Annotated in this window: 19 protein-coding genes; 10 read left to right on the top strand and 9 right to left on the bottom strand. The window is 66.3% G+C overall.

The window, feature by feature from the left end; genetic code table 11:
• Positions 1–18: 18 nt before the first annotated feature.
• The 3 genes from ASE66_RS04845 to ASE66_RS04835 form a co-directional block, all read right to left on the bottom strand.
• The gene (locus ASE66_RS04845; RefSeq protein WP_057188394.1) at positions 19–1,569 is read right to left on the bottom strand and encodes an ABC transporter substrate-binding protein; all 1,551 of its coding nucleotides are present in this window, start codon (positions 1,567–1,569) and stop codon (positions 19–21) included.
• A gap of 63 nt (positions 1,570–1,632) precedes the next feature.
• Positions 1,633–3,177 carry an ABC transporter substrate-binding protein gene (locus tag ASE66_RS04840; RefSeq protein WP_057188393.1) on the bottom strand — a complete coding sequence of 515 codons (1,545 nt, stop codon included), beginning with the start codon at positions 3,175–3,177 and terminating at the stop codon, positions 1,633–1,635.
• Between the two features lie 40 nt (positions 3,178–3,217).
• The gene (locus tag ASE66_RS04835; protein ID WP_057188392.1) at positions 3,218–4,102 is read right to left on the bottom strand and encodes a hypothetical protein; all 885 of its coding nucleotides are present in this window, start codon (positions 4,100–4,102) and stop codon (positions 3,218–3,220) included.
• Positions 4,103–4,254: 152 nt separating this feature from the next.
• On the opposite strand from ASE66_RS04835, the gene ASE66_RS04830 reads away from it, so the two are divergent.
• The gene (locus ASE66_RS04830) at positions 4,255–4,902 is read left to right on the top strand and encodes a GntR family transcriptional regulator (protein ID WP_057188391.1); all 648 of its coding nucleotides are present in this window, start codon (positions 4,255–4,257) and stop codon (positions 4,900–4,902) included.
• Between the two features lie 140 nt (positions 4,903–5,042).
• On the opposite strand, the gene ASE66_RS04825 is transcribed toward ASE66_RS04830, so the two are convergent.
• Both ASE66_RS04825 and ASE66_RS04820 read right to left on the bottom strand, forming a co-directional pair.
• Complete coding sequence (locus tag ASE66_RS04825; RefSeq protein ID WP_057188390.1) at positions 5,043–6,602, bottom strand: ABC transporter substrate-binding protein; 1,560 nt, start codon at positions 6,600–6,602, stop codon at positions 5,043–5,045.
• Positions 6,603–6,647: 45 nt separating this feature from the next.
• Positions 6,648–7,790, bottom strand: coding sequence for a C45 family autoproteolytic acyltransferase/hydolase (locus ASE66_RS04820; RefSeq protein WP_057188389.1), 1,143 nt, complete (start codon positions 7,788–7,790; stop codon positions 6,648–6,650).
• A gap of 83 nt (positions 7,791–7,873) precedes the next feature.
• On the opposite strand from ASE66_RS04820, the gene ASE66_RS04815 reads away from it, so the two are divergent.
• A complete protein-coding gene (locus ASE66_RS04815; protein ID WP_057188388.1) occupies positions 7,874–8,755 on the top strand; it encodes an FCD domain-containing protein in 882 nt (293 codons plus the stop codon).
• 77 nt (positions 8,756–8,832) lie between these two features.
• Positions 8,833–10,173 carry an aminotransferase class III-fold pyridoxal phosphate-dependent enzyme gene (locus ASE66_RS04810; RefSeq protein WP_057188387.1) on the top strand — a complete coding sequence of 447 codons (1,341 nt, stop codon included), beginning with the start codon at positions 8,833–8,835 and terminating at the stop codon, positions 10,171–10,173.
• A gap of 1 nt (position 10,174) precedes the next feature.
• Here the strand turns inward: ASE66_RS04810 and ASE66_RS04805 are convergent, their stop codons facing one another.
• From ASE66_RS04805 to ASE66_RS04795, 3 genes are all read right to left on the bottom strand, one after another.
• Positions 10,175–11,419: an aminopeptidase gene (locus tag ASE66_RS04805; protein WP_057188386.1), complete on the bottom strand. Its 1,245-nt coding sequence runs from the start codon at positions 11,417–11,419 to the stop codon at positions 10,175–10,177.
• 90 nt (positions 11,420–11,509) lie between these two features.
• Positions 11,510–12,214 carry a flavin reductase family protein gene (locus tag ASE66_RS04800; RefSeq protein ID WP_244494793.1) on the bottom strand — a complete coding sequence of 235 codons (705 nt, stop codon included), beginning with the start codon at positions 12,212–12,214 and terminating at the stop codon, positions 11,510–11,512.
• Entirely contained in the window at positions 12,211–12,972 is a 762-nt protein-coding gene (locus tag ASE66_RS04795; RefSeq protein ID WP_057188385.1) for a GntR family transcriptional regulator, read from the bottom strand. The genes ASE66_RS04800 and ASE66_RS04795 overlap by 4 nt, the downstream gene beginning before the upstream one ends.
• Positions 12,973–13,156: 184 nt before the next feature.
• Here ASE66_RS04795 and ASE66_RS04790 point away from each other — a divergent pair, with 184 nt between their 5' ends.
• From ASE66_RS04790 to ASE66_RS04760, 7 genes are all read left to right on the top strand, one after another.
• Positions 13,157–14,725 carry an ABC transporter substrate-binding protein gene (locus ASE66_RS04790; protein ID WP_057188384.1) on the top strand — a complete coding sequence of 523 codons (1,569 nt, stop codon included), beginning with the start codon at positions 13,157–13,159 and terminating at the stop codon, positions 14,723–14,725.
• 145 nt (positions 14,726–14,870) lie between these two features.
• On the top strand, positions 14,871–15,863 hold the full coding sequence (locus tag ASE66_RS04785; RefSeq protein ID WP_057188383.1) for an ABC transporter permease: 993 nt from the start codon (positions 14,871–14,873) through the stop codon (positions 15,861–15,863).
• Positions 15,853–16,788, top strand: a complete 936-nt coding sequence (locus tag ASE66_RS04780; protein ID WP_156412006.1) for an ABC transporter permease — start codon at positions 15,853–15,855, stop codon at positions 16,786–16,788. Before ASE66_RS04785 ends, ASE66_RS04780 begins: the two co-directional genes overlap by 11 nt.
• A gap of 29 nt (positions 16,789–16,817) precedes the next feature.
• Positions 16,818–18,017: an amidohydrolase family protein gene (locus tag ASE66_RS04775; RefSeq protein ID WP_057188381.1), complete on the top strand. Its 1,200-nt coding sequence runs from the start codon at positions 16,818–16,820 to the stop codon at positions 18,015–18,017.
• Complete coding sequence (locus ASE66_RS04770) at positions 18,014–19,519, top strand: amidohydrolase family protein (protein WP_057188380.1); 1,506 nt, start codon at positions 18,014–18,016, stop codon at positions 19,517–19,519. Before ASE66_RS04775 ends, ASE66_RS04770 begins: the two co-directional genes overlap by 4 nt.
• On the top strand, positions 19,516–20,499 hold the full coding sequence (locus ASE66_RS04765) for an ABC transporter ATP-binding protein (RefSeq protein WP_057188379.1): 984 nt from the start codon (positions 19,516–19,518) through the stop codon (positions 20,497–20,499). The genes ASE66_RS04770 and ASE66_RS04765 overlap by 4 nt, the downstream gene beginning before the upstream one ends.
• Positions 20,492–21,460, top strand: coding sequence for an ABC transporter ATP-binding protein (locus tag ASE66_RS04760; protein WP_057188378.1), 969 nt, complete (start codon positions 20,492–20,494; stop codon positions 21,458–21,460). Before ASE66_RS04765 ends, ASE66_RS04760 begins: the two co-directional genes overlap by 8 nt.
• Before the next feature lie 6 nt (positions 21,461–21,466).
• Here ASE66_RS04760 and ASE66_RS04755 read toward each other — a convergent pair whose 3' ends face one another.
• Entirely contained in the window at positions 21,467–23,170 is a 1,704-nt protein-coding gene (locus ASE66_RS04755) for an IlvD/Edd family dehydratase (RefSeq protein ID WP_057188377.1), read from the bottom strand.
• Positions 23,171–23,258: the final 88 nt, after the last annotated feature.

Genomic DNA, 23,258 nt, shown 5'->3' with positions numbered 1-23,258 from the left:
CGGACGATACGGGTGGGATCAGTTCGCCAGCGTGACTTCCCACATGCGCAGCTTCGACTGCCACGGCTTGAAGCCCTGGACGCGCTTGGCATGCGCGATGATGTCGAGGCCGTTGAAGGCAAAGATCATCGGGACTTCGTCGATGACGCGCTTGTGCAGCTCGTCGACGATCTTCTGGCGTTCGGCCCGGTCGGAGGTCACATAGAGCTTGTCGATCTGCTTCTGCGCTTCCGGGTTGTCCCAGGTCTTGCGCGGCTGCTTGTCCTTCGGTCCCGAGAACTGCTCGAAGGCGATCGCAGGGTCGAAGCGGGCCGAGAAGGAGAAGGACTGCATCTGGTAGTTGCCCTTGTTGAAGCGGTCGAGCTGGGTCGCCCAGTCGAGCACCTCGATCTCGGCGTTGACGCCGACGGCCTGCAGCATCTGCTGCGCCACCACCGCAGCCGGGAAGCTCGGCACCACCGGGCGCTTATTGGCGAGGATCACGATCTTCTCGCCCTTGTAGCCGGCCTCCTGCAGCAGCTTCTTGGCGCGGGCCGGGTCGAAGGCGTGGCCCTTCTTCTCGACCTCGCCGAAATAGCTCGAACCGGAATAGATCGGCGAGGTGTTGGGCTTCCCGAGGTCGTTGTAGAACGATGCGACGATCTCATCCATGTCGAGCGAGGCGGCGATCGCCTGGCGGACCTTCTGGTTGCCCATCACCGCGTCCTTGGTCTGGATCAGGAAGACGTGGCGGACGGCGTTCGGCTCAACCGCGACGGCGAGCTTGGGGTTTTTCCGCAACTCGACAGCGTCACTGGGCAGGATGTCAGCCATGTCGAGCGCGCCCGAAACCAGCCCGGCCTTTACCGTCGCCGGATCCTTGACGATCAGGAACTTGACCTCCTTGAGCAGCGGCCGCTTCGAGCCGACATAGCCGTCGCGCTGACTGCCCGATGGCGACTTGTAGCCCTCGAAGGCGGTCATGGTGAAATACTCGCCGCGCTTCCACTCGCCGAACTTGTAGGGGCCGGTGCCGATCGGCTTGTCCCAGGACCCGTCGGCCTTGACCGAATCCTTGTGCAGGATCGCGGTCATGGCGCAGTCGGTGCGGGCGAGCGTATCGAGGAACAACGCGTTCGGCTTGTCGATCTGCATCACCACGGTGCGCGCGTCCGGCGCCGTCACGGACTCGACCTTGAGGCCGGAGCGACCGTCGAATTCCGAGGTGCAGCGCCAGTCGGTCTTTGCGTCCATGTAGCGGGTCCAGTTCCACAGCACGTCGGCCGAGGAGAGCTCGGCGCCGTTGTGGAACTTGACGCCCTGGCGCAGCGTGAAGGTGTAGGTCTTGCCGTCGGCGGAGAGATCGACCTTCTCGGCGAGCAGCGGCGTCGCGACGCCGCCCTCATTGTAGCCGACGAGGCCCTCGACCAATTGCAGCGCGAAATCATCGGTGTTGTCGTCGCGATTGACGCCGGGATTGTTACTGCGGATGTCGGCGGCGACGGCCACCGTGATCGATTGGGCCATCGCCGGCGCGGCGAAGGCGGCGGTGGCGATGAGGGCGGCGGCCGGCGCAAAAAGATACTTCATCTCGGTCCCCTGTCGTTTTTTCGTTTGTCGTTGTGATCGTCAGGCCGTCGCGTGCGCGACGGTTCAATTGGCGAAGCCGACCTCCCAGAGCCGCGGCTTCCCGGCAACCCAGGGCGCGAAGCCGCTCAGCCGCTTGGAGACGGCGGACGTGTCGACCTGATTGTAGAGGAAGATCAGCGGCGCATCGGCGAGCATCAGCTTGTGCAACTCGTCGAACAGCTTCTGGCGCTCGCCCTCGTCGGCGGTGATGGTCGCCTTCTCGATCAGCTCGTCGGCGCGGCGGCTGTCCCAGGCCTTGGACGGGTAGGTGTCCTTGGGGCCGCTGAACTGGTTGTAGCTCTGCGCCGGATCGAGGCGCGCGGAATAGCTGAAGGACATCATCTGGTAGTTGCCCTTGCTGTAGCGGTCGAGCTGCGTCGCCCATTCCAGCACTTCGATCTCGCTGTTGATGCCGGCGGCCTGGAGCATCGCCTGCGCCACGACCGCGACCGGGAAGCTCGGCACGCTCGCGCGCTTGTTGGCGATCAGCTTGATGGTCTGGCCCTTGTAGCCGACCTCGGCGAGCAGTTTCTTCACCCGGGCCGGATCGTGATTGTAACGCTGGCGCTGGACCTCGCTGTAATAGGGCGAGCTGACATAGACCGCGGAGTTGTTGGTGCTGCCGAGCTCGTTCGAGGCCTGGGCGACGATTTCGTCGAGATCGAGCGCCGCCGCGATCGCTTGGCGCATCCTGACATCGCTGAGCAGCGGATCGCGGCTCTGGAGGAGCAGCGCGTGCTTGGTCGCGCTGGGGGCGCTCAGCACCTGCAGGGTCGGGACCTTCCTCATCTCCGGCATGTCGGCATCGGGAATGTCCGCGACATGCAGCGCGCCCGAGATCAGGCCGGCCTTGACGGTCGCGCCGTCTGCGATGGCGAGGAACTTGACCTCCGGCACCAGAGCGCGCTTGCGGCCGACATAGCCGTCGCGCTTGTCGCCCGCAGGCGAGACATAAGCATCGAAACGCTTCAGCGAGACGAACTCGCCGCGGCGCCAGTCGCCGAGCATGAAGGGGCCGGTTCCGATCGGCTTGTCGAATGAGCCGTCGGGCTTCAGCGAATCCTTGTGGATGATGGCGACCATGGCGCAGTCGGTCCGCGCCATGGTGTCGAGGAAGAGCGCGCTCGGCTTCTCCAGCGTCATCACGAAGGTCGCGGGATCGGGCGCCGAGACGGCGGTCACCTTCATGCCGATGCGGCCGTCGAACTCCGACCGGCAGCGCCAGTCGGTCTTGGGTTCCATGTAGCGGGTCCAGTTCCACATGACGTCGGCCGAGGTCATCTCGGCGCCGTTGTGGAACTTGACGCCCTTGCGCAGGCTGAACGTGTAGGTCAGCCCGTCCGCGGAGACGGCGATCTTCTCCGCCAGCAGCGGCGCGACCGCGCCGTTCTCGCGATAGCCGACCAGCCCCTCGACCATGTGCAGGACGACGGCATCGGTATTGTCGTCGCGATTGACGCCGGGATTGGTCGAACGGATGTCGGCGTTGAGCGCGACGTTGATCGTCTGCGCCGCAGCGGGGCTCGCAAGAGCGAGCAGGGCGAAGGCGAAGATGAGCCGGCGGTTCATTGTCGTTCCCCTCGCTGTTCGCAGTTCGGTCCGGGCCGGCTCAGGCCGCCTTGGCCGCGCCCGATCGGCGCTTGGCGAGCATGTCCGCGAAGAAATCCTCCACCCGCGGGATGGCTTTCAGCCCGTCATGCGGCATGTTCGGCACCAGGTCGAAGCGCACCGTGATGCCGTGCTCCTCGAAATTCCGGCGCAGGGTAGCCAGCCGCTCCGGGCGGTTCGCTCCGGCATGGTTGGCGTCCGGCATCCAGCTGGCGTTGCCGGGCTGGTGGGTGATCTCCCAAGTCTCGAGATCGGCGGCGCCGACGATCATCTGGACCGGGACCTGGCGCATCGCCTCGATATCGGGGGCGGTGCCGAAGAGCTCGGCCATGTTGCGGCTGCCGACCCACCAGTCGCGGGTCGGGTCGAGCAGCGTCACCGAGCCCGGCGCGCCGATCGAGGCGGCCCAGAGCTTCTTCGGCTGCAGCATCAGGAAGCGATGGGTGAAGTGGCCGCCGCCGGAATAGCCGAACAAGGCGAAGCGGTCGAAGCGCAGGCCGTAATGCTGGGCGACTTCCTCGACCATGGCGAGCAGGATGTGATCGTAGCGGACCTCACCCTCGCGCATGTATTTGAAGCCGTTGCGATTCCCGTCGCCCATCACGCCGATCGGGAAGAGCGGGGCGAGGATGATGCAGTTGTTCCAGCGGCCGAAGGCCTCGAAGGCGTCGCGATAACCGGTGAAGCCACGGCCGGTGCCGTGCATGGCGACGACGAGCTCGGGCGCCTGGCCGCCCTTGCCGAGGGTTTTCGGCACATAGAGGCAATAGCTGAAGCGCGGATCGGCCTTGCAGGCGGTGACCGGGGTCGGGCCGAGATCGTAGAGCGCGCGGGCGATCGCTGCCGCATCGTCCTGCTTGGCCTGGCTTGCGACGGGAGCAGTCATGCGGCGTCTCCTGATTGGTTATAAGATTGGCGCCAATTTTGTTGCATGATACGCTCCATGCCGCAAGCCGGATTCGACAGATGTTGTGCCGGCTGTGCGCGATGCTGGCGAACCAGTTCACAAGCGCCGGTGAAATGCTCTAGAGACCCGCTATGGCCACTCGTCCCAAGACCCAGCGCGCCAAGGGCGAACTCGCCAACGAGATCGCCCGGGCGATCCATGGCCGCGCCTATCGGCCGGGCGAGTGGCTGCGGCAGATCGATCTCGAAGAGGCCTTCCAGGCGACGCGCTTCGACGTCCGCGCCGCGCTCGACGAACTCGCGGTGCGCAAGACGATCGAGCATGTGCCCAATCGCGGCTATCGGGTGGCCGAGATCGATATCGCCACCTATCGCGCGATCCGCGACACCCGCATCATCCTCGAGAGTGCCGCATCCCGCCTCGCGATCGGCAGGATGGACGATGAGGTGATCGCCAGGCTCGATGCGATCGCCCATGAGTTCAGCGAGGCGGTGCGGAGCGGGACGCGTCCGCAGCAGAGCGAGATCAACCGCGCCTTCCATAGCCTGATCTATGCCCATTGCGGCAATCCGGTGCTGGCGGAAACGATCTGGAGCCTGCGCGACCGCTCGCGCGGCTCGGCGGTGACGGTCTGGGCCTCGCATCAGGCCCTGCTCGCCAGCGACGCCGACCATCATGCGATGGTCGCAGCGATCCGGGCCGGGGACGGCGAGCGTCTGGCCGAGCTCACCAGCCACCACATCATCAAGGACCTCATCGAGGTCAACGGCGCGGCCTAGAACTCGCCTCGAAACTCTACTCCGGCGGCCATCTAACGGCATTTTCTGCGCTTCCGGTGCTCACGGACCAATGTCCGCTGCGCTCCGGTTCTCGAAAATACCGCCATCTGGCGCGCCGGAGCGAGTTTCGAGACGAGTTCTTAATCCGCGACGGTGACTTCCCAGAGCCGCGGCTTCGACAGGATCGAGGACTTGTAGCCCTTGATCCGCTTGCCATAGGCGCCGGCGTCGATGCCGTTATAGAGCATCACCATCGGCACCTCGGCGATAAAGCGCTGGTGCAACTCGTCGAACAGCTTCTGGCGCTCGGCCTTGTCCGAGACGACCATCGACTTGTCGAGCAGGGCCTGTGCCTCGGGATTATCCCAGACCTTGCGCGGCTGGGTCGCCTTCGGGCCGGTCACCGATTCAAAGGAGAGGGCGGGGTCGAGCCTTGCCGAATAGGGGAAGGCCTGGAGCTGGTAGTTGCCCTTGGAGTAGCGGTCGAGCTGCGTCGCCCATTCGAGCACCTCGATCTGGACGTTGATGCCGGCAGCCTGCAGCATCTGCTGCGAGACCACGGCGGCATCGAAGCTCTGCGGGTAGCGCTTGTTGGCGAGCATCACCAAGGGTTCGCCCTTGTAGCCGGCTTCCTGGAGCAGTTTCTTGGCGGCGGCGAGGTCGTGCTTATAGCCCTTGGCCTGGGCCGCGTCGTAATAGGACGACAGCGACGGCACGATCGAATTGTTGCGCTTGCCGAGCCCGTCGGTGACCTGGGCGACCAGTTCCTCAGTGTCGAGTGCCGCGGCGATCGCCTGGCGCAGCTTGACGTTGCCGAGCAGGGGATCACGGGTCTGCAGGAGGATGCCGACCAGGCCCATATTGGTCGTGATCGAGAGCTCGACGCGCGGGTCCTTCTTGAGCTCCTTGACCTCGGCATTGGCGACGTCGGGGACGATGTCGATGTCGCCGCGCAGCAGGGCCGCCTTGGCGGTCGCCCCGTCGGGAATGACCATGAAGCGGACTTCGTCGACGAGCGGGCGCTTGCCGCCGGTATAGCCGTCCGGCGCGCCCGGCAGGCTGGCATAGGCCTCGTTGCGGCTGAGGCGGATATATTCGCCGCGCTTCCACTCGCCGAGCTTGTAGGGGCCGGTGCCAACAGGCTTGTCGAAGGAGCCGTCGGCCTTGAGCGAGTCCTTGTGGAGTATCGCGGTCATCGCGCAGTCGGTGCGGGCGATGTTGGCGAGGAAGAGCGAGCTCGGCTTGTCGAGCTTGAAGACCACGGTCGCCGGATCGGGCGCCGTGACCGCCTCGACCTTGGCGCGACCGCGGCCGTCGAATTCCGACAGGCAGCGCCAGTCGGTCTTCGGATCCATGTAACGGTTCCAGCTCCAGACCACGTCGTTCGAGGTCAGTTCGGCGCCGTTGTGGAACTTGACGCCCTTGCGCAGGGTGAAGCGGTAGCTCAACCCGTCCGGCGAAAGCTCGACCTTCTCGGCCAGCAACGGCTTGACCTCGGAATCCTCGCCATAGGCGACGAGGCCCTCGACGATGTGGAGGACGACCGAGTCGGTGTTGTCGTCGCGGTTGACGCCGGGATTGATGCTGCGGATGTCGGCGTTGAGGTGGACGCGCAGTGTCGCGGCCGCGGCGGGCAAGGCGACTGCGGCCGCAACGCCGAGCGTCGCGAAAGCGAGGGAAAGGCGGCGTCGGCTATGCATCGGCGGGTTCCCCTTGTTTTATGATCTGGACGCGTCGTCGCCGCCTTATTCGGCGGCCTGTGCGAGCGTCATTGGTTCATCGGTGAGGCTGTAGCGGGTGAAGATGCGGTTGAGGGCCGGCAGCGGCGCGACCTCCATCGTGCCCTTGGCCGGCTGCATGATCACCATCGAGACGGTGGCCGAGAGATTGCCGGTGTCGTTCAGGCGCGGCGGGCGGCAGACCGAATGCGGGGTGAGGAAATCGTCGAAGAAGGCTTCTTTCAGATCGTCGACCGTGAGCTTACGGCCGGCCTCGTTGAGCAGCTTCTTGACGCGCCAGTCGCGGTAGAAGCTCTCGGGCACACGCGGGGTGCCGGTATCGGTGATCTTGGTCAGCGCGACCTGGCCGACCCAGTGATTGGCGTGAACGATCAGCCCGTCCTCGGGATAGAGCGGGAAGGCGGCGTCGGGCGCACACTCGAAGTCGATGCCGAAACCGGCGACGGTCGAGAGCATCATGTTGTTGGAGCAGGCCTTGGGCGTGGTTGCCACCGCCTTGATCGCGTAGGCGAAATGCTGCTGCTCCAGCACCTTGCGGCGGATCAGTGCCAGTGGCACGCCGGCTTGCGTGAAGTCGCGCTCGCTTTCGAGGTAGTTGGCGGTGATCGAGATGCCGGCCGCGTTCATGCCGCAGCGCGCGAGGCCGCCGGCCTCGACGAAGGTCAGGAAATCGGGGCCGTCATCGCGGCGCACGCGCAGCACGATTGCTGTCTCGGCGCATTCGGCCTTCCAGTCCCAGTTCTGGCCGTGGATCAGTTCGCCCGAGGCGCTGCGCTCGGGCAGGATGATCGCGCCGGTGCAGCCGTCGTCGAGCTCTTCCTCCGCCCCGACCGGCTTGTTCTTCTCCAGTTTGGCCTTGGCGATCACCTCGGTGCGGGCATTGATCATGATGACGTCTTCGAGCGTGACGCCCGCACCGTCGGCGATGCCGCGCATCTCCTCGACATAATGCTTGCCGAAGGCCTCGATCTCGCGGGCGAATTCGCCGATCAGGCGCGACTTGGCGGCAGCGTCATAGCCGAGCTCGCCGAGCTGACCGCCATAGAGTTCGATCGAACGCTTGACGCGCTTGGGGGCCGCCGCACCATGCTGGCGGCCGCGTTCATAGGGCGTGCCCGAGACATCGACGAAGGGAAAGGGCTCGACCATGACCGGATCTCCGCGGTTCGCGCTGGCGCTATCTCGATCCATAATGTATTTCATTTCAAACTAAGACAATCAAGAGCCTTTCGATGACATCTCCGACACGGCTGCAGCAGGAGATCGCCGAACGCCTTCTCCGCATGGTCCGGGAGGATGGCCTGGAGGCCGGCGCCTGGCTCAACGAGAACAACGCGGCACGCCGCCTCAACGTCTCGCGCACGCCGGTGCGCGCTGCGATCGACCATCTCGCCCGGCAGGGGCTGGTGCGCCGGCATCCGAACAAGGGCGTCGAGCTCCTGAGCGCGCCCGAGGCGTCCGCGGGTCACAGTGCGAACGCCGATGCGGTCGAACTCGCCATGGTCAAGGTGGCGCAGGACCGGCATGGCGGGCGCCTGCCCGACGAGATCTCCGAGCTCGAACTGATGCGGCGCTACGAGCTTGGCCGGCCCGAGGTACAACGCTTGATGGCGCGGCTCGCCGATCTCGACATGGTCGAGCGCAAGCGTGGCTATGGCTGGCGCTTCCTGCACGAGCCGCGCGACCAGTCTGCCCACGACGAGCGCTATCGCTTCCGCCTGCTGATCGAGCCGATGGTCTTCTTGGAACCCGCCTTTTCGCTCGAGCAGGTCTGGATCGACGAGATGCGTTCCCGACACGAGCAGGCCCTGTCGCAGCCCTGGAGGGAAAGTTCGGCGATCGGCTTCTACGAGATGAATGCCGATTTCCATGAGGGATTGGCGGCGGCCTCAGGCAACCGTTTCATGCATTCGGCGGTGCGCCGGCAGAACCAGATGCGCAGGCTCTCCAATTACGACTGGACCTATGGCTATGAGCGCGTCGTGGTGAACAGTCGCGAGCATTTGCAGATGCTCGCCACGATCGAGGCTGGCGATTATCAGCTCGCCAGCGCCCTGATGCGCAGCCATCTCCAGCGCGCCATGCAATTGCGTCGCCCGGATGGGTTGGATTGAGGTTGCTCGACGTTCTCGCTATTGTCTTTTGAATTTAAGAAAGACACTATGCGGCGATCGACAGCGAGGATCCGCCGATGACCGCGCACGCACTTGCCCCTGAAACCCGTCGCGACAACGCGCCCGACGCCTTCTGGATGCCGTTCACGCCGATGCGCGCCTTCCGGCAGGCGCCACTGCTGTTCGAGCGCGCCGAGGGCATGCACTACGTCACGCCAGACGGGCGACGCGTGCTCGACGGCATGGCCGGGCTCTGGTGCGTCAATGCCGGGCATGGTCAGACCAGGATCACCGAAGCGATCCGCGAAGCCGCCGGCCGGCTCGATTTCGTCTCCTCCTTCAAGATGAGCCACCCCGATGCGGAGGCCTATGCGGCGCGGCTCTGCGACGTCGCGCCTGAAGGCATCGACCATGTCTTCTTCGTCAATTCCGGCTCGGAAGCGGTCGATACGGCGCTCAAGATCGCGCGCGCCTATCACCACGCCCGCGGCCAGGTGGGGCGCACCAAGCTGATCGGCCGGGCCAAGGGCTATCACGGCATGGGCTGGGGCGGGCTCTCGGTCTCCGGCATCGGCCGGCACAAGGCCGCCTTCGGGCCGCTCTTGCCCGATGTCGCGCATCTGCCGCTGCCCTATGACCGCGCCAGCATGGCCTTCTCGCGCGGCAGGCCGGAAGGCGGGCTCGCCGCTGCCGAGGCGCTGGAGACGCTTCTTCAGATCCACGATCCGGCGACGGTCGCCGCTGTCATCGTCGAGCCGGTGACCGGCTCCGGCGGTGTCTATCCGCCGCCGCTCGGATATCTCGAACGCCTGCGCGCGATCTGCGACCGGCACGGCATCCTGCTGATCTTCGACGAGGTCATTACCGGCTTCGGCCGGCTCGGCGCGCCCTTCGCGGCGCAGGCCTATGGCGTCAGGCCGGACCTGATGAGCTGCGCCAAGGGCATGACCAATGGCGCGGTGCCGATGGGCGGCGTGCTCGTTGCCGGCCATGTCTACGACGCCTTCATGGCCGGCCCGCCCGAGGCGATCGAGCTCCTGCACGGCTATACCTATTCGGCCCATCCGCTCGCCTGTGCCGCCGGTCTCGCGACGCTCGATGTCTTCGCAGAGCAGGATATTCTGGGTGGGCTCGCTAGGGTGTTGCCGCTCTGGGAGGAGCGGGCGCACCGGCTGAAGGGCTCGGCCCATGTCGTCGACATCCGCACCGCGGGCCTGCTCTGCGCGATCGATCTTGCGCCGCGCCCGGGCGCGGATGGCGCCCGGGGCGGAGAGGCCAACAGGCTCTGCCTCGATGCCGGCGTGCTGATCCGCAATGCCGGCGACACGCTGGTGCTGTCGCCGCCACTGGTGATCGCGCCCGCCGAGATCGAGACGATCTTCGCCGCGATCGAACAGGCGCTGGGGCGGATCGACTAGCTCAGGCCCACTCGCCCTTCCGGAAGACCGCAACGCGGCTGCCATCAGCGTTCACACCGTCGATGTCGACCTCGCCGGAGCCGATCATCCAGTCGATATGGATCAGGCTGCGGTTGCCGCCCTGCGCCGCGATCTGCTCCGGCGTCAGCTTGGTGCCATCGATGAAGCACTTCGAATAGCACTGGCCGAGCGCGATGTGGCAGGAGGCGTTCTCGTCGAAGAGCGTGTTGTAGAACAGGATGCCGCTCTGCGAGATCGGCGAGGAGTGCGGTACCAGCGCGACCTCGCCGAGCCGGCGCGCGCCCGCGTCTGTGTCGAGCACCTTGTTCAGCACCTCTTCACCGCGGCTCGCCTTGGCCTCGACGATCGCCCCGGCCTCGAAGCGGACCTGGATGTTGTCGATCAGCGTGCCCTGGTAGGAGAGCGGCTTGGTCGAGGCGACATGGCCGTCGACGCGGCGGGCATGCGGGGTGGTAAAGACCTCCTCGGTCGGGATGTTGGCGTTGCAGGTGACGCCGTTCTTGGCGGTCGAGGCACCACCTTCCCATTCATGTCCGTCGGCGAGGCCGATGGTGAGATCGGTGCCAGGCCCGGTGAAATGCAGCGCGGAAAAGCGCTGGCCGTTCAGCCATTTGGTCCGCAGCGCCAAAGCGGCGTTGTGCTCCGCCCAGGCCGCGATCGGATCATCGCGGTCGACGCGCGATGCCGCGAAGATCGCCTCGGCCAGCCGAGTGACCGCGACCTCCTCGGCATCACCCGGGAAGACTTGGCTCGCCCAGGCCGCGCCGGGATAGGCGACGATGTTCCAGTTGATGTCGAAATTGGCGATCTTCTCCAGCGCCGGCTGGTAGGCGATCGAGTTCGCCTTGTTGGCGCGGGCGACCTTGGCCGGATCCTGCTCGGCGAGCAGCATCGGGTTGTCGCCGACGATGGCGAGTCGAGCGGTATTGGCCGCGAAGGCCTTGCCGACACCCTCATAGAGCCAGGACGGGGCGCGGTCGAAGCTTTGATCCTGGCCGAAGCGGTAGCGCGCCAGCGTCAGCGCCTCGTCCGAGAGGATCGGGGTGACGAGGCCGGCGCCGGCCTTGTAGGCGTGCTCGGCGATACGCCGAACCAGCGGCAGCGCCGCGACGGGCGCGGTCAGGAAGAGGTCCTGGCCCGGCTGGAGGTTGAGGCCGACCCTGATCGCGACCTCAGCCAGATTATCGAGCTTGGCGGCATCGATGCCGGAGACGTGCTTGTTCATCGGGGGCCTCGTCGGATTGATTTTACGAGGCCGCATTGCTGGCGGAATTCTGGCGCGGGTCAACCGTTTCGGTGCGGGCGGCGTATTCTCTCAGCGCTGGCCTGGCCGCGTGCGCCGCGCTTTGGAGCGATCGCCGCGCCAGTCGGCGACGGACATGGTCGGCAGGTCGAAATAGTCGCGCGTCGTGGCGTAGCCATGCCCGCCCATGCGGCCGATCGCGTCGAGCGCGACCGGATCGACATAGTGCTTGATCGTGTCGACCGTATCGGCGCGGAAATGAGCGTAGACGACCTCGCCCAGGATGATCTCGCGCGAATTGCCGATGCCGAGCGTGGTGTGGTGGCGGCATTCGAAGGCAGCCGGCGCCTGGCCGATCCAGGGGCAGGGCACCTTGACGCCGGGCATGGCGGAAAGGCCGGCCTCGGCGAGCTCATCCGTGCCCGGCTCGAACGGCACGGCACAGGCGTTCATGCCGTCGAGCAGCGCGTCGGAGACGATGTTGACGGTGAAGGCGAGGGTCTCGCGGACATTGCGACCGGTGTCTTTCTGCCCGCCGGTCTGCCGGTACTCGACGCCGAGTGCCAGGATCGCCGGATCGGCCGAGAGGCAGTTGAAGAACGAGAAGGGCGCGGCGTTGACGACGCCGTTGGCGTCGATCGTGGTCACCAGCGCGATCGGGCGCGGCACTACGGCGCCGATCAGCAGCTTGTAGCGCTCGCGCGGCGTCAAGGCGGCGAAGTCGAAGGTGACGATCTCGGCGGTGGCCGGCCGGTCCTGCGTCAGCGTCTGGGTCACGATGGGGTCAATCCTTCACTCAAGGCATAGGGTGCGAGCACGTCGCGGATGTCGCGTTCACCGCGCGGCGCCAGCAAGGCGCGGGTGACGACGGATTGCAGGTGGTGATCCATCAAGGCCGCGGCGCGGGCGGCGTCGCCGGCATGCAGGGCTTCGATCAACTGGCGATGCTCGGAGACGGCGCATTCGGAGGAATGCGGGCGGCCATAGATGGCGAGGATCAGCGAACAGCGCGACGAGGCTTCCTGGACATAGCGCAGCAACAGGGCATTGCCGGTCATCTCGGCGAGCTTGATGTGGAACTCGCCGGAGAGTCGGATCGATTCCGGCCCATCCTGCTCGTGCGCCTTCTCTTCCAGCCGCACATGGGCCTCGAGCTCGGCCGATTGTGCCGGGGTCAGCCGGCCGGCGAGATTTTCGGCGACGAGCCGCTCCAGCCCGCGACGGACCTCGAAGACGTCGCGCGCTTCTTCGAGTGTCGGGTAGGCGACATTGGCGCCGCGATTGGGTTTGAGCTCGACCAACCCTTCGACGGCGAGCCGCCCGAAGGCCTCGCGCACCAGAGTGCGGCTGACGCCGAGCTGCTCGCCGATCGAATCCTCAGGGAGTTTCATGCCCGGCTTCAATGCCTGCTCGATGATGGCGCGCCGCAGCGCCTTGTAGACCGCCTGTGCACGCGGCACGGGCGTGCCGGCCTCGGCCGACTTGCCATTGGGGCGGGGCTTGTTCGCTGCGAGCGGGCGGGCAGGGTGCGGCATGAATCGAGTTTCCGCTTGTCTTCAATAATCGCATACAATACGGTTCTTCTATCGTATGCAAGTTTGCTCAACGATCGCACACGAGATGGCGCGCAAAGCGCCACGATGATCACAGAGGTGGCAACGGAACGGCATTCCCCGGTGCGCAAAGCGGGCCGGCGAGCAACGAAAAGGGGAGAGACCGATGAAGAAGGCCTGGCTGCTGGCGGCGGTTGCCGCATTCGCGCTCAACGGCGCGGTCGAAGCCAAGACGCTGAAATGGGGCGCGTCGCGCGAGATCGCCTCGCTCGACCCCTATTCCTATGGCGAGACTTTCACGCTCGCGGTGCTGAACCATGTCTATGAAGGGCTGGTGCGCTATACCGGCGACCTCAAGATCGAGCCGGCTCTGGCGGAATCCTGGGAGACGGTGACACCGACGACCTGGCGCTTCAAGCTGCGCCAAGGCGTCAAGTTCCACAATGGCAACCCGTTTACCGCCGATGACGTGATCGCCTCGCTGGCGCGCGTCACCCACGACACCTCGCCGCTCAAGGGCAATCTGCCGGCCTATAAGAGCTCGAAGAAGATCGACGATTACACGGTCGAGCTCGAGGTCAACGGTCCTTATCCGCTGCTGCTCAACGACCTCACCAACATCTTCATCTTCGACAAGGAGTGGATGGAGGCGAACAACTCGCTGCTCCCCACCGATTCCGGCAAGGGCGTGAAGGGCTACGCCACCGACAATGCCAACGGTACCGGCCCGTTCAAGGTCGAGAGCCGCCGCGCCGACTCCAAGACGGTCTTCGCCAAAAATCCGGACTGGTGGGACAAGCCGCAGCACAATATCGACGTGATCGAATTCACGCCGATCACCTCGTCCTCGACCCGCGTCGCGGCGCTGCTTTCCGGCGAGATCGACTACACCAATGTCGCGCCGCTGCAGGACCTGCCGCGCCTCTCGGCCTCGAGCGAGGTCAAGGTGCTGCAGACCAACGAACTGCGCTCGGTCTTCTTCGCCTTCAACCTGACCGACAAGCTCGTCGAGAGCGACGTCAAGGAGAAGAACCCCTTCAAGGACATCAAGGTGCGCGAGGCGCTCTACCGCGCCATCGACATCGACGCGGTGCAGAAGCGGGCGATGCGCGGCCTCTCGCGCAACACCGGCGCGCTCGTCGCTCCGGCGATCCCCGGCTACGAGCCGTCACAGGACGAGCGCCTGCCCTTCGATCTCGCCGGCGCCAAGAAGCTGCTCGCCGATGCCGGCTATCCGAACGGCTTCTCCTTCCTGATGAACTGCCAGAGCGACTCGCTCGTCAACGAGGAGGAGTTCTGCCAGGCGGTGGCGGCGATGTGGTCGCGCGCCGGCCTGAAGCCGAACCTCAGCCTCGCCCCGCGCAGCCAGCAGACGCCGAAGCGGGTCAAGGGCGATTTCGACGTGATCTCCTTCGGCTGGGCCAACGAGCCGATGATCGACGCCTATTCGCTACTGGTGCAGGTGCTGCGCTCGAAGAGCGGCACGGGCGGCGTGTTCAACTGGGGCAATTGGGGCGATCCGCGCATCGACGCGCTGGTCGACAAGGCCGGCGTCGAGCTCGATACGCCAAAGCGCATCGAGCTGATGAAGGAGGCGTTGAAGATCGCCAAGGCCGAGCAGCTCTTCATCCCGCTGCACCAGCAGCCGATGGCCTGGGCGATGCGCAGCACGGTCGCCTCCACCGTGCAGGCTTCGGATAACAAGCCGCGCCTGTGGCTGACCAAGATGAAGTGAAGGCGAGCCGTCATTCTCGGGCGAAGCGAAGCGCAGACCCGAGAATTTCGTGACGAGAAGGCAATGCCGCCCCCTGGTCCTGAGATGCTCGGGTCAAGCCCGAGCATGACGGCGGGGTTCATCCGAGAGCTGGAGTAGTCATTCCATGCCGGCCTTCCTCTTCAAGCGCTTCGTCAATGCCGCCGGCGTCATGCTGGCGGTGGCGTTCCTCGCCTTCCTGACCTTCCGCTTCGTCGGCGACCCCGTCGAATTGATGCTGAACGAGCAGGCGAGCCAGACGCAGCGCGACGAACTGCGCACCAGGCTCGGGCTCGACAAGGGCTTCGTGCTGCAGTTCGCGACCTTCGTCGGCAACGCCGTGCGCGGCGATTTCGGCATCTCCTATCGCAATCAGCAGGAGGTATTCACGCTGATCGCCGAGCGCTTCCCGGCGACCTTCGAGCTGGTGCTGGTCGCGACCTTCCTGTCGCTGGCGATCGGCATCCCGCTCGGGGTCTACACCGCGATCAAGCGAGACAGTCTCCTCGCCAAGGCGTTGCAATTCGTCTCGGTGCTCGGCGTCTCCCTGCCGAGCTTCGCGCTCGGCATCCTGTTCATCCTGGTCTTCTCCGTGAACCTGCAATGGCTGCCGGCCTTCGGCCGCGGCGAGGTCGTGCAGCTCGGCTGGTGGAGTACCGGATTGCTCACCTCGTCCGGCCGCAAGGCGCTGATCCTGCCCGGCATCACGCTCTCGCTGTTCCAGATCACGCTGGTGATGCGCCTGGTGCGCGCCGAGATGCTGGAGACGATGCGGACCGATTTCATCCGCTTCGCCAAGGCGCGCGGCCTGCCGTCGCGCACCGTTCATTTCCGCCACGCGCTGCGCAACTGCCTGATGCCGGTGATCACCGTGACCGGCCTGCAGATCGGCAATCTGATCGCCTTCGCACTGGTGACCGAGACGGTGTTCCAGTGGCCGGGCATGGGCATGCTCTTCGTCCAGGCCGTCACCTTCGTCGATATCCCGGTGATGGCGGCCTACCTGATCGTCGTCTCCTTCATCTTCGTCTCGCTCAATACGCTGGTCGACCTGACCTACGCCTGGGTCGATCCGCGCCTGCGCGAGGATGCGCTTACAGGAGGCGCCAATGCCCGCTGAAGTCGCCGCCAAGCCCGGCCGCCTGCGCCGCTTCCTCGACAGCGATGTCGGCTGGAGCTTCCGGCGCACGCCGGCGGCCTGGCTCTCGGCGCTGGTGCTGGCGATCCTGATCCTGACCGCGCTGTTCTGCCCGCTGATCGCGCCGCAGAACCCGCACGATCTCGCCCAGATATTCATCGACAAGGCCGAGATCCCGCCGATCTGGTCGGGGGACGGCGAATGGCCCTTCCTGCTCGGCACCGATCCGCAAGGGCGCGACGTCTTCTCCGCCATCCTCTATGGCACGCGGGTCTCGCTGATCATCGGCTTCTCGGCCGTCATGGTCTCGATGGTGATCGGCGTCTCGATCGGCCTGACCGCCGGCTTCTATGGGGGTCGGATCGACAACCTCCTGATGCGGCTCGGCGATACCGTGCTGTCGATCCCGACGCTGCTGATGGCGATCCTGGTCTCGGCGATCTTCCGCGAATTGCTGCCGCCCAGTCTGCGCGATCCCTTCGCCGCGGCGGTGCTCGTCGTCTCGATCGCATTGACCAACTGGGTGCAATACGCCCGGACGGTGCGCGCCTCGACCATGGTCGAGCGGCGCAAGGAGTATGTGCTGGCGGCACGCATCATCAAGGTCCCCGCCAGCCGGATCATGGGCCGGCACATCCTGCCGAACACGCTGACGCCGGTGATGGTCGCGGCCACCCTCAATCTCGGCCTCGCCATCCTCTCGGAAGCGACCCTGTCCTTCCTCGGCGTCGGCATGCCGATCACCCAGCCTTCGCTCGGCACGCTGATCCGGATCGGCAACCAGTACCTGTTCTCCGGCTCCTGGTGGCTCGTCGTCTTCCCCTCGCTGCAGCTCGGTTTGATCGTGCTCTCGGTCAATCTGCTCGGCGACTGGTTGCGCGACGCGCTGAACCCGAAGCTGCGCTGACGACAAGAAACCAAGAGGATACGCCTGCGATGACCGCCTCCCTGCTGCTCCGCAATGTCCGCCCCTATGCCGGCAAGGCCGTCGACCTCCTGATCGAGAACGGCAAGATCACGCAGGTCGGCGCGAGTCTTGCCGCACCCGCCGGCATCGCGGTCGAGGACGGCAAAGGCGAGATCGTCATCCCCGGCCTGGTCGAGGCCCATACCCATCTCGACAAGAGCCTGCTCGGCCTGCCCTGGTACACCAACGAGGTCGGCCCCAGGCTGCTCGACAAGATCGACAATGAGCGGATGAACAAGAAGCGGCTCGACATCGATCCCGCGCGCCAGTCCGCCCGCCAGAGCATCCTCTCCTCGCTCAAGGGCACGACCCATATCCGCAGCCATGTCGATGTCGACACCGAGCACGGCATGTGGGGCGTCGAGGGCGTGATGAAGACGCGCGATGCCTATCGCGACATCGTCGACATCGAACTCGTCGCCTTCCCGCAATCGGGCCTGCTGCGCCGGCCGGGCACGCTCGAGCTGATGGACCAGGCGATGAAGGCCGGCTGCGAGATCGTCGGCGGGCTCGATCCCTGCACGATCGACCGCGACCCGAAGGGCCATCTCGATGCCGTCTTCGCGCTCTGCCAGCGCTATGGCAAGCCGCTCGACATCCATCTGCACGAGCCGGGCGAGGTCGGCGCCTTCTCGCTGGACCTGATCATCGAGCGCACTCGTGCGCTCGGCATGGCAGGCAAGGTCACGGTCAGTCACGCCTTCTGCCTCGGCACCCCCGATCCCGCCTTGATCGACCCGCTGATCGACCAACTCGCCGAATTCGACATCGCGATCATGACGACGGCGCCGGCGAGCCGCCCGGCTCCGCCGGTGAAGAAGCTGCTGCAGGCCGGCGTGCGCGTCTGCTCCGGGTCCGACGGCATCCGCGACACCTGGAGCCCCTATGGCAACGCCGACATGCTGGAGCGGGCGATGTTCGTTGGCCTGCGCAATAATTTCCGCCGCGACGACGAGGTCAGGCTGGCGCTCGATGTCTGCACGACAGAAGGCGCCAAGGTGATGGAGATCGAGGGCTACGGGCTCGACGTCGGCTGCGTCGCTGATCTCGTCCTGCTGCCGACCGAGTCGATCGCCGAGGCCGTCGCGAACCGTCCGCCGCAGCGCCGCGTGATCAAGCGCGGCAAGATCGTCGCCCGCGACGGCGTCTCGATCAGGACCGCGCCGTGACCCTGCAAGCCGCCAAGCGCCCCGAAGGACGCATCCTGCTGACCGCGCGCTGGCTCGTCGGCCACGCGCAAGGACGGCATCGCCTCTATGAGAACGGCGAGATCGTCTTCGAGGATGGTGAGGTCGTCTTCACCGGCCATCGCTTCCCCGGCGAGGTCGCCAGGCGGATCGACTACGGCAACGCCGTGATCGGGCCCGGCTTCGTCGATCTTGACGCGCTCTCCGATCTCGACACCACCATCCTCGCCTATGACAACCAGCCGGCCTGGAAGAAGGGCCGGGTCTGGCCGCGCAGCTATCTCGAAGCCGGCCCCTACGAGATGTATTCGCGCGAGGAACTGGCCTTCCAGAAGAAGCACGCCTTCGCCACGCTGATCCGCAACGGCATCACCACGGCGCTGCCGATCGCCTCGCTGTTCTACCGCGCCTGGGGCGAGACCGTCGAGGAGTTCGAGGATGCGGCCGAGGCTGCCGCGACCTTGGGCCTGCGCGCCTATCTCGGCCCCGGCTATCGCACCGGCAACCAGCTGGTCGAGGCCGATGGGCGCATCGTCACCTATTATGACGAGGAGCGCGGCCTCGCCGAACTCGATGGCGCGATCGACTTCTGTAAGCGTCATGAAGGCGTGGCCGGCGGGTTGATCCGCACCATGCTGGCGCCGGACAGGATCGAGACCTCGACTGCCGAGCTTTTGCGCCGCACGGCGGCGGCCGGGCGCGATCTCGACGTGCCGGTCCGCCTGCATTGCTGCCAGTCGAAGATCGAATACGACCTCGTCCTCGCGCAGCATGGCATGAGCCCGCCGGAATGGCTGGCAAGCCTCGGTTTCCTGGGCGAGCGCTGCCTCCTGCCGCATGGCACGGTCGTCTCCGGCAGCCGCCTTGTCGAACGCCCCGGCCACGACCTCGAGATCATCCGCGATGCTGGCGCTGCGATCGTGCATTGCCCGCTGGTCTCCGGCCGGCACGGCAACGCCATCGACCATTTCGGCCGCTATCGCGCCTTGGGCCTCAAGATCGGCATGGGCACCGACACCAGCCCGCCCGACATGATCATGAACCTGCAGGTCGGCATGATCCTGGCGCGGACCATGGCTGGCAGCGCGACGGCCGTGCGCAGCGAGGACTATTACGATGCCGCCACCGTCGGCGGAGCCGATGCGCTCGGCCGGCCCGATCTCGGCCGGCTGCAGCCGGGTGCGCGCGCCGACATCACCGTCTTCGCGCTCGACCGGCCCCATAGCGGCCAGGTGATCGACCCGATCCAGACCATGTTGCTCACCGGCCATGGCCGCGACGTCTCGACGGTGATCATCGACGGGCGCTTCGTCATGCAGGACCGCGTCATCCCCGGCATCGATGAGGCCGCCGACAATGCCCGTGCGCAAAAGCAGTTCGATGACGTGATGGCGCGCTATCCGCAGCGCACCTTCGGAAACCCGCCGATGAGCGAGATCTTCTCGTCGAGCTACGTGGTCGAACGCAGGGAGGACGCCGCGTGAATGCCCAGCCAGCGCTGCTCTCGGTCCACGACCTGCGCATCGTCTTCGACGGGCGGCGCGGCCCGCTGACGGCGCTCGACGGCGTCTCCTTCGAGATCGCGCCGGGCGAAATCCTCGGCGTCGTCGGCGAGTCCGGCGCCGGCAAGTCGCTGACCGGCACGGCGGTGATCGGCCTGCTCGACCCGCCGGGACGTCTGGCCGGTGGCGAGATCAAGCTGTCCGGCCAACGCATCGACAACCTGCCGGCCGAGGCGATGCGCAAGCTGCGCGGCCGCCGGATCGGCGCGATCTTCCAGGATCCGCTGACCTCGCTGCATCCGCTGCTGACCGTCGGCGAGCAACTCATCGAGACGATCACCACGCATCTGCCGGTCGGCAAGGCGGAGGCGCGCAAGCGCGCGCTCGATCTGCTCAAGGAGGTCGGCATCCCCGCCGCCGAAACGCGGATCGACCATTACCCGCACCAGTTCTCCGGCGGCATGCGCCAGCGCGTCGTCATCGCGCTCGCGCTCTGCGCCGAGCCGATCCTGATCATCGCCGACGAGCCGACGACAGCGCTCGACGTATCCATCCAGGCGCAGATCACCACCCTCTTGAAGCGGCTCTGCCGCGAGCACGGCACCGCGATCATGCTGGTGACCCACGATATGGGCGTGATCGCCGAGACGGCCGACCGGGTCGCGGTGATGTATGCCGGGCGCATCGTCGAGATCGGCCCGGTCGAGGAGGTGACGCGCCGGCCGCGCCATCCCTACACCGCCGGTTTGATGGCCTCGATCCCGAGCGTGCATCGCCGCAATGCGCAGCTCAGCCAGATCGACGGCTCGATGCCGCGGCTGAATGCGATTCCCGCCGGCTGCGCCTTCAACCCGCGCTGCGGCTTCGCCACCGATTTCTGCCGCGAGCACAGGCCTAGGCTGCCGGTCTCAGGCCATGCCGCCGCCTGCCATTTCCCGCTTCAGGAGGCGGCCCATGGCTGAGCAGAACACCATCCTCGAGGTCTCCGCCGCCTCCTGCCGCTTCGACGTCTCGGCGCCGGCCCTGTCGCGCCTGTTCTCGCATGAGCCGCGCCGCGTGCTGCGCGCGGTCGAGAACGTCTCGTTCAGCGTCGCGCGTGGCACGACCTTCAGCATCGTCGGCGAATCCGGCTGCGGGAAGTCGACGCTGGCGCGCATGGTCGTCGGCTTGCAAAGGCCGACGCAGGGCATGCTGGATTTCAAGGACGTCAAGCGCTCCGACGGCTCGGTCGGGCCGCCGCGCGTGCAGATGATCTTCCAGGACCCTTACGCCTCGCTCAACCCGCGCTGGCGCGTCGGCGACGTCATCGCCGAGCCGATCCGCGAATTGAAGCTGCGCAAGGACGAAGGCGAGACGGCTGCCCGCGTCGGCGATCTCCTGGAGATCGTCGGCCTGTCGCGCACGGATGCGAGCCGCTTCCCGCACGAGTTCTCGGGCGGTCAGCGCCAGCGCATCTCGATCGCGCGCGCGCTGGCGACCGAAGCGGATTTCCTGGTCTGCGATGAGCCGACCTCGGCGCTCGACGTCTCCGTCCAGGCGCAGATCCTCAACCTGATGGTGCGGCTGCAGAAGGAGTTCGGGCTGACCTATCTCTTCATCAGCCACAATCTCTCGGTGGTCCGGCACATGTCCGACCATCTCGCGATCATGTATCTCGGTCGTTTCGTCGAGAGCGGGCCGGCGGAAGAGGTCTTCGCCCGGCCGCGCCATCCCTATACGCGGCTGCTGCTCGACACGATTCCCGACGTTGAAAAGCCGAACCGCGAGCGCCGGCCGATGTCGGGCGAGGTGCCGAGCCCGATCGCGCCGCCGCCGGGCTGCGCCTTCCATCCGCGCTGCGTGCAGGCGGTCGAGCGCTGCCGAGTCGAGGCACCGGCGCTGCGCCGCGAGGGTGAGCTGGAGATCGCCTGCCACCTCGCTTGAGGCTGGTCAGCAGAAGTCGAAATCGACGCCTTCGTCGGCCTGGAGCACGTGCTCGTCATAGAGCCGGTCATAGCCGCGACGTGCCTTCGCGACCGGCTGCGGCAGCGCTGCCCGGCGCGCCGTAAGCTCGGCCTCGTCGACCAGCAGATCGAGCCGCCGCTCACGCACGCTGAGCCGGATGCGATCGCCATTACGGACCAAAGCAAGCGGACCGCCGACCGCCGCCTCCGGCGCGACATGCAGCACGATCGCGCCATAGGCGGTGCCGGACATGCGGGCGTCGGAAATGCGGACCATGTCCTTGACGCCCTTGGCCGCGAGCTTGCGCGGGATCGGCAGATAGCCGGCTTCCGGCATGGCTGCGGCGCTCTTCGGGCCGGCATTCTGCAGGACGAGGATGTCGTCGGCCGTGACGTCGAGATCGGGGTCGTCGATGCGGGCGGCGAGGTCTTCCAATGACGAGAAGACGACGGCTCTGCCCTCATGCTCAAGCAGGCGCTTCTCGGCCGCGGCGCGCTTGACGATGGCGCCGCGCGGAGCGAGCGAGCCGAACACCGCGACGAGCCCGCCATCGGGATCGACCGGGTCTTCACGCGAGTGGATGATCGTGCGGTCGAGCTGGTCGAGCAGGGGTTCATCGATCAATTCACCCAGCGTCTTGCCGGTCACGGTCATGCAGTCGAGATGGAGCAGGTCGCGCAGCTCCCGCAGCACGGCCGGCACGCCGCCACCAGCGAAGAAATCCTCCATGTAGTTGTCGCCGACAGGCTTCAGGTTCACCAGCACCGGCGTCTCGTCGGAGAGCTGGTTGAGACGATTGAGATTGACCTTGATGCCGGCGCGGCGGGCGATTGCGGTCAGGTGGACCACGGCATTGGTCGAGCCGGAGATCGCCAGCAGCACGCGCCAGGCGTTTTCGACCGCTTTTTCGGTGACGATCTGGCGCGGCAGCAGGGTTTGCGTACCGATCAGCTCGACCGCGCGCTTGCCGCTTGCCTCGGCGCAGCGCAGCCGGTCGGCGTGGACGGCGGGGATCGCAGCCGAGCGCGGCAAAGCGAGCCCCAGCGTCTCGGCGATGCAGGCCATGGTCGAGGCCGTGCCCATCACCGCGCAGGTACCGGCGGTGGTGGCGAGCCGGCCCTCGACCACGTCGATCTCTTCCTGGTCGACATCGCCGGCGCGGAAGCGGGCCCAGAAGCGCCGGCAATCGGTGCAGGCGCCGAGGCGCTCGCCCTTGTGGCGGCCGGTCGACATCGGCCCGCCGACGAGCTCGACGGCCGGGACATTGGCCGAGAGCGCCGCCATCAACTGCGCCGGCACGGTCTTGTCGCAGCCGCCCATCAGCACGACGGCGTCGATCGGCTGGGCCCGGATCATCTCCTCGGTGCCCATCGCCATCAGGTTACGGAATTTCAGGCTGGTCGGATTGAGGAAGACCTCGCCGAGCGAGATCGTCGGGAATTCGACCGGCAGCCCGCCGGCCATCAGCACGCCGCGCTTCACCGCCTCCAGCAACTCGGGGAAGTGGCGGTGGCAGTTGTTGAAGCCGCTATAGGTGTTGGCGATGCCGACGATCGGCCGCGCCAGCGCCTCGTCGGAATAGCCCATCGAGCGGGCGAAGGAGCGGCGCAGATAAGCGGCGAATTCCGGGTCGCCGTAATTGGTCAGCCCGCCGGCAATGCCGCGACCCTTGGGCTTGTCGTCCGCCATGCCCGCTTCTCCCTGGATTTGTTCTGAGGAGAAGCTTGCCGGGATCGCCGGCGCTGTCGAGGCCGCCCCATGCAGGGCGGCCTCGCGC

The sequence above is a fragment of the Allobosea sp. Root483D1 genome (assembly GCF_001429505.1).
In the GTDB taxonomy this organism is placed as follows: domain Bacteria; phylum Pseudomonadota; class Alphaproteobacteria; order Rhizobiales; family Beijerinckiaceae; genus Allobosea.
Note: the sequence above shows the minus strand (reverse complement) of the source record. Positions and strands in the feature narration are given on the sequence as shown.

Bases quoted from the DNA above. Each gene is read 5' to 3' on its own strand.
- ASE66_RS04780 (WP_156412006.1), top strand. From the start codon at position 15,853: ATGCCCGCTGAAGTCGCCGCCAAGCCCGGCCGCCTGCGCCGCTTCCTC.
- ASE66_RS04785 (WP_057188383.1), top strand. From the start codon at position 14,871: ATGCCGGCCTTCCTCTTCAAGCGCTTCGTCAATGCCGCCGGCGTCATG.
- ASE66_RS04815 (WP_057188388.1), top strand. From the start codon at position 7,874: ATGACATCTCCGACACGGCTGCAGCAGGAGATCGCCGAACGCCTTCTC.
- ASE66_RS04840 (WP_057188393.1), bottom strand. From the start codon at position 3,177: ATGAACCGCCGGCTCATCTTCGCCTTCGCCCTGCTCGCTCTTGCGAGC.
- ASE66_RS04790 (WP_057188384.1), top strand. From the start codon at position 13,157: ATGAAGAAGGCCTGGCTGCTGGCGGCGGTTGCCGCATTCGCGCTCAAC.
- ASE66_RS04795 (WP_057188385.1), bottom strand. From the start codon at position 12,972: ATGCCGCACCCTGCCCGCCCGCTCGCAGCGAACAAGCCCCGCCCCAAT.
- ASE66_RS04830 (WP_057188391.1), top strand. From the start codon at position 4,255: ATGGCCACTCGTCCCAAGACCCAGCGCGCCAAGGGCGAACTCGCCAAC.
- ASE66_RS04835 (WP_057188392.1), bottom strand. From the start codon at position 4,102: ATGACTGCTCCCGTCGCAAGCCAGGCCAAGCAGGACGATGCGGCAGCG.
- ASE66_RS04755 (WP_057188377.1), bottom strand. From the start codon at position 23,170: ATGGCGGACGACAAGCCCAAGGGTCGCGGCATTGCCGGCGGGCTGACC.
- ASE66_RS04820 (WP_057188389.1), bottom strand. From the start codon at position 7,790: ATGGTCGAGCCCTTTCCCTTCGTCGATGTCTCGGGCACGCCCTATGAA.
- ASE66_RS04845 (WP_057188394.1), bottom strand. From the start codon at position 1,569: ATGAAGTATCTTTTTGCGCCGGCCGCCGCCCTCATCGCCACCGCCGCC.
- ASE66_RS04825 (WP_057188390.1), bottom strand. From the start codon at position 6,602: ATGCATAGCCGACGCCGCCTTTCCCTCGCTTTCGCGACGCTCGGCGTT.
- ASE66_RS04775 (WP_057188381.1), top strand. From the start codon at position 16,818: ATGACCGCCTCCCTGCTGCTCCGCAATGTCCGCCCCTATGCCGGCAAG.
- ASE66_RS04760 (WP_057188378.1), top strand. From the start codon at position 20,492: ATGGCTGAGCAGAACACCATCCTCGAGGTCTCCGCCGCCTCCTGCCGC.
- ASE66_RS04810 (WP_057188387.1), top strand. From the start codon at position 8,833: ATGACCGCGCACGCACTTGCCCCTGAAACCCGTCGCGACAACGCGCCC.
- ASE66_RS04805 (WP_057188386.1), bottom strand. From the start codon at position 11,419: ATGAACAAGCACGTCTCCGGCATCGATGCCGCCAAGCTCGATAATCTG.